Origin of the sequence: Methylobacterium sp. WL19 (assembly GCF_008040005.1) — a bacterium.
Lineage (GTDB): Bacteria > Pseudomonadota > Alphaproteobacteria > Rhizobiales > Beijerinckiaceae > Methylobacterium > Methylobacterium bullatum.
This window is the reverse complement of sequence record NZ_VRVC01000189.1, coordinates 1-6,316: the sequence shown is the minus strand read 5'-3', so window position 1 is coordinate 6,316 and position 6,316 is coordinate 1. Positions and strand designations below refer to the sequence as shown.

Here is a 6,316-nt window from a genome sequence, read left to right as displayed (position 1 = left end):
CCCCCCCCCCCCCCCCCCCCCCCTTTTTTTTTTTCAACCATAAGACGGCATACGCGATGCAGCGTAGTCTGGTGGGCTCGGAGATGTGTTTTATTGACAGGGCGCGCTGCGTCGCCGCCTCGGGTTCACCCGCCTCGCGGGTCTGGGCGGCGGCGGTGAGGAGCACGGCGCGCTGGCGGCGGGCGAGCCCCTTCTCGATGAGGCCCGAGGAGGCGCGGCGCTCCACCGTCTGGACGGCACCGCTCCAATCGCCATCGGCGCATTGCGCCTCGAGCATGGCCTCGTTGGCCCAGGTGACGCTGGGGGCGAGGCGTGCGGCCTCGGCGGCATAGGCGCGGGCAGCGACGTCGTCCTCGCGGCGGCGGGCTTCGACGAAGAGACCGCGCAGGCCCAGCACCCGTGTTTCGGGGTCGTTGGCCATGCGCTGGAACGCGTGTTCCGCCGCTTCGCGGTCGCCGGAAATCTGCGCCGCCTGCGCCTTCAGCAGGAGCGCCAGGGGCTCGGCGCCGAGCAGGCGCTCGGCATCGCTGGCATGGCGCCGTGCCGCGAGCGGGTCACCCGAGCCGACCGCGACCATGCCGCGCGAGAGGGCCGAGAAGCCCTTGGCCCGGCGCCGCTCTTTCGAGCCGCGGACCAGCGTCTCCGGCAGGGTGATGATGCCCCGCACGATGGCCCAGATGAAGCCGATGACGATGGCGGCGATGAGGACGCCGATCAGGGCGATGGCGAGGCTGGTGGCGAGTTCGTAGCCGTTCCAGACGATGGTGACCGTGCCGGGGCGGTCGGCGATCCACGTCGCCCCGAAGGCGGCGAGGGCGAGAAGGGCTAGGAAGGCGAGGGCGCGCCACATGGGATCACGAACTCCGGAAGGTGGCGTCGGCCGGGGAGGGGACGCGCGTATCGGGAAGGGCGGGCGCGCCGCGCCCACAGATGATGATCGAGGTTCCGCCGCCCGGCATGCCGGACGGCCGAACCGGAGGGGCGATCCTCACCGGGCGGCGCCGGTGGAGGGCAGCGCCTTGAACGCATCCGCCAGCAGTGCCTGCGCGGCGTCACCCGCCGCGGCGCGCGAGGCGAGCTTGGTGCCGAACTCGCCGAACTGCGCGCGCACATCCTCGGGCAGGCCGGCGAAAGCCTTGGCCGCCTCGGCGATGGCGCCGCGATCCAGGGCATCCTGCACCTTCGGCACGGCGTCCTCGGCCGCGACCTCGCCGGGGGCGGCGGGAGCGTCGACCTTGCGGACCTGGACGATGGATTCGGCCATGCTCATCAGGCGCTGCTTGATGTCGCCGGTCTCGGCCACCGACTTCGCCTGGGCCGCCTTGCGGATCGCAGCGATCCGCTCGGCGATGGGGCGGAACTCGGCCGCCAGACTCCGCGCCGTCGGGGCGCCCTTGTCGGCGAAGGCCGCGACGGCGGTAAGCCGCGCCGGATCACCCGGCTCGGAACTACGCAGGGCCGCCAGCGCATCGGCATAGGGCGAGCCGGTGTTCAGCGCGCCGACGATGCGATCGGCCGCGACGACCCGCATGGCGGCCTGGACGGTGGAGGCCTCAGCACGGGTGGCCACGGCCTTGTCGAGGCCGGCAATCTTCTCGGATTGGGCCTGGAGGAGCCGCTCGACGCCCTTGGCCGCTTCCGCCGCCTGCGTCTTGTTGGCGTCGACCGCCTGCTGGCTCGCCTGCGTCGCCGCCTGGACCGCTTCCGTGGCCGCCTTCACCCGCGCTTCCAGGGTCTGCTGGAGGCTGGCGAGCTTCTGGGTCAGGGCCTCGTCCGCCTCGGAACTCGCCTTGGTCCTCTTCTCGAGGTCACCCTTCAGAGCGGTGACCTGGCTCGCCAGGGCATCGTCTACTGCGGGCTTGGCCGCATTCTCCACCTTGCCCTCGACGGCCTTCAGCCTGTCGTCGAGGCCGGACAGCGCCTGGGGCGAGATCGCGGTGAGGGCGGCGTTGCCGGACTGATCGCGGCCGGGCTCTTCCTGAAGGGCGGCCACGCGCTGGTCGAGCCCGTCGAGGCGGGCGACGAGATCCTGCGGCAAGGCCGCCGCGGGGGCGGACCCATCGGCCGGCGGACTCGCCGAGGCGGAACCCGCCTTTTGTAACGCGTCCTTGGCGGCCGCATCGGCGGAGCGGATCGCCTCCGGCAGCGGCCTCAGGGTGGCCTCGTTGGCCCCGATCCGCCTGTCGAGGGCGGCAAGAGCGTCCTTCGGCGCGAGCGTCGCGATCTTCTGGTCGAGGGCGGCGATGCGCCCGTCGTCAGCGACCCCAAGGGCACCGGAACGCTCGACGGCAAAGAGCAGGCCCGCGCCGATCACGCCGCCGAGGAGCCCCGCCGCCGCCACCGAGCCGAAGCCGGCCCCGCCGCGCTTGGGTTCGGTCGCGGCAACGGCCGGTCCGATCTTGGGCGTCGTCGAGCCGGCGGGCTTGGTATCGGAGCCTGCGGGCTTGGCATCGGAGCCGGCGGGCTTGGTATCGGAGCCAGTGGGCTTGGCATCCGACGGGGAGGAGGCCTTGTCCGCGCTCGTGGTGAATGTGCCGGACCCGGACGGCTTCGTCGCGCTCGACGCGGAACCGGTCTTCGCGGCCTCGGCCGGATCGGGAACCCGCTTGGCCTTCAGGTCGATGATCGGCCCATCGGTGAGATCCGCCTTCGACGGCATGGACTGAGCGCCGCTGCCGGATGCGCCGGTCTTCGGCGGGTCGGTCCTCATGGAAGACGGATTCGCGCCCGCAGCGCCCGGACCGGCGGCCTTGGGCGGCTCGGACTTGAACGGCTCAGCCTTGGGAGGCTCGGATTTGGCGGGCTCGGATTTGAGACCACCGGCCTTGCCGGCGTCGAAGGGCGATGCCGCCGGCTTCGGAGGCTCGGATTTGACGGGCTCGTTCTGGAGAGCAGCCGCCTTCGCGGCATCGGGCTTCGTATCGCCCGGCTTTGCTTCCAGGGGCTTCGCATCGCCCGGCTTGGCTTCGGGAGGCTTGGGAGCCGTCGAGACCGGCGGCACGGCGGGCTTGGGTGCATCGGTCCTGGCCGGCTGAGACGGCGATGCCGCAGGCTGCGTCGACGGCTTGACCGCACCGGGATTGGTCGCGCCGGGGGGCGTGGCACCGAGCGTCGTGGAGCCGGGAGTCGTCGTACCGGGATTCGTCGTGACGGGCTTGGCCGCCTCGGGCTTGGCTGCTTCGGGTTTGGGGCCGTTCGGCCCCGTCGGAGTTCCCGGACCTTTTCCGTCGCTGTTGGATGGATTCACGGGCGTCTTGCTCCCTTCCCGACTTGCGTCTGCCGCATGAAGCACCCCCGGCGCGTGTCGCGCTCGGTCTGCCGCCCTGCGGTCACAGCGTATGCGTTCGTCCTAACACCGAGGCTGCGGCCTCGGCGAGACCGCTTGTCGGAAACCTGATGTCAGACCCGCGAGAAGTGATTCCTCGTTGGCCTGTTCCGCGACGAAATGGGGGGCGATCCCGGCCTGGGCCAGGGGAACCGCCACGTCCGCCGACAAGCAGTAATGCCTGAGCGCCGCGAAAGCTCCGCCATATCCCGCTTGCCAAGCGAGTTCGCAAGCCGTGGCCGCGCTTCTTCGTGAGTAGTGCAGCACGCCTGTCAGGGTGGAGGGGGGCCCGAGCGCCGTCGCCACGACGGCGGGCAGCGAGGCGACCGGTCGCGCGCCATAGGCGATGTGGGTCGTCACCCGGAACCCCGCTCGGGTCAGGGACGCCGCCGGCTCCGCCTTGCGGTCCTCTCCGGCCAGATGCAGGAGCGAGGCTCCCGGAGAGACCTCCCGCACCACGAGGTCGACGAGATCGGCGGCGTTTCCATCCGCCGTCTTCACGGAGACGAACCCGCATTCGCGCGCCAATACCGCCGTGCGCGCGCCAACGGCGAAGACCGGGAGGTGGTGTATCGGCCGCCACTGCGAGGCTTGCCGAAGCGCGTTCGCGCTGGTGACGAGAACGCCGTCGAAGACGCCCGGAGGCAGGGGCGCCCCGGTCGCCTCCACCACGAGGACCGGCGCCACCAAGGGCTCGTAGCCCAAAGCGGCGAGCCGCCCGGCCGTGCGCGTGGCCCCCGGCTCGGGCCGCGCGATCCATATCCGCATCGCCACCATCACCCCGGATTCGCCCTTCGCCGCGGCGTTGGCAAGCCGCTTCGATGACACGTCCACTCGGCGGGTGCCCATCGTTGCCCTCGGGCGCCATGCCCGGCTAGGGTGGAGACCTCCGTTTCCGTAAAGTCCAAAGCATCGCCATGAACGTCCTCGGCATCGAAACGACCTGCGACGAGACGGCCGCCTCGATCGTCATGCCGGGCGAGGATGGGCGCGGCCGCATCCTCTCCAACGAGGTTCTGAGCCAGATCGCCGAACACGCGGCCTATGGCGGCGTCGTGCCCGAGATCGCGGCCCGCGCCCATGTGGAGGTCCTCGACCGCCTCGTGGCCCGCGCCCTCGACACGGCCGGGATGACGCTGTCGCAGGTGGACGGCATCGCCGTCGCGGCGGGGCCGGGCCTGATCGGCGGTGTGCTGATCGGCCTCGTCACCGCCAAGACCCTGTCGCTGGTGGCGCGAAAGCCCCTCATCGCGGTGAACCATCTCGAGGCGCATGCGCTGACGGCCCGGCTCACCGACGGCATCGGCTTTCCCTACCTGCTGCTGCTCGCCTCCGGCGGGCACACGCAGCTCGTGGCGGTGAAGGGGGTCGGCGATTACGTCCGCCTCGGCACCACCGTGGACGATGCCATCGGCGAGGCGTTCGACAAGGTGGCCAAGCTCCTGGGCCTCGGCTATCCGGGCGGCCCCGAGGTCGAGCGCATGGCCGAGACCGGCAATCCCGAGCGGTTCGCCCTGCCGCGCCCCATGCTCGGCCGCCGCGAGCCGAACTTCTCCCTCTCCGGCCTCAAGACCGCCCTGCGGATCGAGGCCGAGCGGCTGGCTCCGCTCTCCGGCGCCGATGTGGCCGATCTCTGCGCCAGTTTCCAGGCGGCGGTGGTGGACGTGGTGGTGGACAGGGTCCGTGTCGCCTTGCGCGAATTCGGCTCCATCGCGGGCCATCCGACCGCCCTCGTCGCCGCCGGCGGGGTCGCCGCCAATGGCGCGATCCGGCGGGCGCTCACGACCCAGGCCAACGAGGCCGGTCTCACTTTCGTGGCCCCGCCCCTCTCCCTCTGCGGCGATAACGGCGCGATGATCGCCTGGGCGGGGATCGAGCGCCTGCGCCTCGGCCTCGTGGACGATCTCACCGCGCCCGCCCGCGCCCGCTGGCCCTTCGCGGAGGCGGCGGCGGTTGCCTGAGGGTCTTTTGACAGGGACCGTGCCGCCCGTCGCCCTGCAGAGGCGCTGGCGCGACCTCGTCGACCGGCGTCTCCCCCAGGCCGCCCGTGCCCGGCCGGAATGGCCGGTGCGCGTCGATCATTGCTTCGCGCGCATCCTTCTCGACAATGCCTGCGGCGGCCCCTGGCGCGAGAGCGTCGCCCCGCCGGCCTGGGCCAACATGCCGCCCGACCGACTGGCCTTCGCCATCGATCTCGGCGAGGCGGTGCTGGCGGCGAAGGCCGATCTCGGGCTCCTGAACCGGCGCTCCCTCGCCTGGCGCGGCAAGATCGGGCGCGCGGTCCCCACCTCGACCCCCGCCTCGCTCACGGGGCAGGGTTTCGTCCTCCGGCGCTGGATCAGGGCCGACGACGCGCCCTTCGCCGCGCTCAATGCCGATCCGGAGGTGATGCGGCATTTCCCCTCCACCAAGAACCGGAGCGAGAGCCTGATCGAGGCGCGCGCCATCGACCGGCGCTTCGAGTCCGACGGGTTCGGACCCTGGGCGGTGGAGGTGCCGGGGGAGGGGTTCGTCGGCTTCGTCGGCGCCATGCGGCTGATCCGGCCGATGCCGTTCGCGGGCGGAGAGACCGCGGGGGCGAACGTGGAGATCGGCTGGCGCCTCGCCCGTTCGGCCTGGGGGCGCGGTCTCGCCACGCGAGCCGCCACGCTCGCCCTCGCCGACCTGTTCGGGCGGTGCGGCGTGCCGGCGGTGGTGGCCTTCACGGCCACCGGCAACACGCCCTCCCGGCGGGTCATGGAGCGGCTCGGCATGGTTTTCTCGGAGGACTTCCTCCATCCCGCCCTGCCGGCGGACCACCACCTCCAGCCGCACGTGCTCTATCGCCTGAGGGCGGAGGGGGCGTTCGCCGAGGGGGGCCAGGCGCCAACGGACAAAGCGCCAGAGGACCATCGATCATGAGCGACCGGATTGCGGTGGTGGGCGGCGGCGCCTGGGGAACGGCGCTGGCCAACGCGGCGGCGGCCACGGGGCGGCCCGTGACCCTGTGGC

Annotated in this window: 6 protein-coding genes; 3 read left to right on the top strand and 3 right to left on the bottom strand. The window is 72.0% G+C overall.

Annotation, left to right across the window (positions count from 1 at the left end; genetic code table 11):
• From FV220_RS23445 to FV220_RS23435, 3 genes are all read right to left on the bottom strand, one after another.
• On the bottom strand, positions 1-850 hold an 850-nt coding region (locus FV220_RS23445), incomplete at its 3' end, for a heme biosynthesis HemY N-terminal domain-containing protein (RefSeq protein ID WP_281406101.1).
• Between the two features lie 138 nt (positions 851-988).
• Positions 989-3,247: a hypothetical protein gene (locus FV220_RS23440; RefSeq protein ID WP_147833416.1), complete on the bottom strand. Its 2,259-nt coding sequence runs from the start codon at positions 3,245-3,247 to the stop codon at positions 989-991.
• Between the two features lie 102 nt (positions 3,248-3,349).
• Complete coding sequence (locus FV220_RS23435) at positions 3,350-4,093, bottom strand: uroporphyrinogen-III synthase (protein ID WP_147833417.1); 744 nt, start codon at positions 4,091-4,093, stop codon at positions 3,350-3,352.
• A 149-nt stretch (positions 4,094-4,242) separates the two neighbouring features.
• On the opposite strand from FV220_RS23435, the gene tsaD reads away from it, so the two are divergent.
• The 3 genes from tsaD to FV220_RS26530 all read left to right on the top strand — a co-directional run.
• Positions 4,243-5,286 (top strand): tRNA (adenosine(37)-N6)-threonylcarbamoyltransferase complex transferase subunit TsaD, encoded by a 1,044-nt coding sequence (gene tsaD / locus FV220_RS23430; RefSeq protein WP_018042252.1) that lies wholly within the window; start codon positions 4,243-4,245, stop codon positions 5,284-5,286.
• A gap of 19 nt (positions 5,287-5,305) precedes the next feature.
• Positions 5,306-6,226, top strand: coding sequence for a GNAT family N-acetyltransferase (locus FV220_RS23425; RefSeq protein WP_147833415.1), 921 nt, complete (start codon positions 5,306-5,308; stop codon positions 6,224-6,226).
• A partial coding sequence (locus FV220_RS26530) for a hypothetical protein (RefSeq protein WP_348642104.1) occupies positions 6,223-6,316 on the top strand: 94 nt, incomplete at its 3' end. The genes FV220_RS23425 and FV220_RS26530, both read left to right, overlap by 4 nt.